General features: G+C 74.8%; 3 protein-coding genes. All 3 read left to right on the top strand.

All coding sequences use genetic code 11. The annotated features are described in order from the left end of the window. Window positions 1–467: PadR family transcriptional regulator (locus AC2W7G_RS16320; RefSeq protein WP_485869363.1), on the top strand; the 467-nt coding region annotated here is incomplete at its 5' end. Then, a complete protein-coding gene (arfB, locus tag AC2W7G_RS16325) occupies window positions 451–867 on the top strand; it encodes an alternative ribosome rescue aminoacyl-tRNA hydrolase ArfB (RefSeq protein WP_485869365.1) in 417 nt (138 codons plus the stop codon). The genes AC2W7G_RS16320 and arfB, both read left to right, overlap by 17 nt. A 71-nt stretch (window positions 868–938) precedes the next feature. Continuing rightward, complete coding sequence (locus AC2W7G_RS16330) at window positions 939–1307, top strand: TetR/AcrR family transcriptional regulator (RefSeq protein ID WP_485869364.1); 369 nt, start codon at window positions 939–941, stop codon at window positions 1305–1307. Window positions 1308–1403 lie beyond the last annotated feature (96 nt).

Raw genomic sequence — 1403 nt, forward strand, 5'->3', positions numbered from 1 at the left:
GCCGCGGCGGACGGGGCGGCGACGTGCGCGCCGCGGCCCTGCTGCTGCTGACCGACGGCCCGCGCCACGGCTACCAGCTCATCCAGGACGTCAGCGAGCGCACGGAGGGCGCCTGGACGCCCAGCCCCGGCTCGATCTACCCCGTGCTCCAGCAGCTGGAGGACGAGGGGCTGGTCGAGTTCGAGCGGGTCGAGGGACGCAAGACCGCGTCGCTCACCGCCGAGGGCGAGGCGTACGTCGCCGAGCACCGCGAGCGGCTGGACGCCGCCTGGCGCGAGGCCACGACGCACGCCCGCGGGCACCACGTCTCGGCCGAGTCCGGCCAGGCGCTCAAGGCGATGATCGTCGCCTGGAGCCAGGTCGCCAAGACCGGCACCGAGGAGCAGCAGGCGCGCGCCACCGCCCTGCTGGAGGAGACGCGCCGGCGGCTCTACGGCATCCTGGCTGGTGATGACCCCCGCCCGTGACCGCCGACTCCGCGTGCCCGACTCCGAGCTGACGTGGCGGTTCAGCCGTTCCTCGGGGCCGGGCGGGCAGCACGTCAACACCACCGACACCAAGGCCGAGCTGCTGTGGGACGTGCGGGCCAGCGACGTTCTGGACGAGGTCCAGAAGGCCCACGTGCTGGCGGCGCTGAGCACGCGCGTGACCGACGGCGTGGTGCGGGTGGTCTCCTCGCGGTACGCCAGCCAGCACCGCAACCGCGAGGCGGCCAAGGCCCGGCTCGAGGAGCTGGTCGCCGCCGCGCTGGTTCCGCGGCGCAAGCGCCGGGCGACCAAGCCGACGCGGGGCTCGCAGGAGCGCCGCCTGGCCGCCAAGAAGCTGCGCTCGGACGTCAAGAGCGGGCGTCAGCGGCGCTGGGACTGAGGCCGCCGCGCCCCGGCCGGCACGCTTCCTATAGTCTTTAGGCAATCACCTGAAGGTTGGAGGGAAGACCCATGGCCCGAGCCGGACTGACCGCCGAGCGCCTGACCGTGGCCGCCGCCGAGCTGGCCGACGAGCTCGGCCTCGAGCACGTCACCCTGTCGGCGCTGGCCCGCCGCTTCGACGTCAAGGTCGCCAGCCTCTACGCGCACGTGACCAGCTCGGCGGACCTGCGCACCCGGTTGGCCGTGCTCGCCCTGGACGAGATGGCGACCCGCGTCGCCGACGCCCTGGCCGGGCGCAGCGGGAAGGACGCACTGCGCGCCTTCGCCGACGCCTACCGGGACTACGCCCGCGAGCACCCGGGCCGCTACGCCGCGTCCCACGTCCCGCTCGACGACGAGACCGCCGCCCGCAGCGCCGGCCCCGCCACGCCGAGATGAGCCGCGCCGTGCTGCGCGGCTACGCCTCGTCGGGGACGACGAGACCCACGCCGTCCCGGCTGCTGGGCAGCCTCGGTCCCACGGGTTTCGTCGACC

The organism is Aeromicrobium sp. PFPM2_SD2, assembly GCF_057364525.1.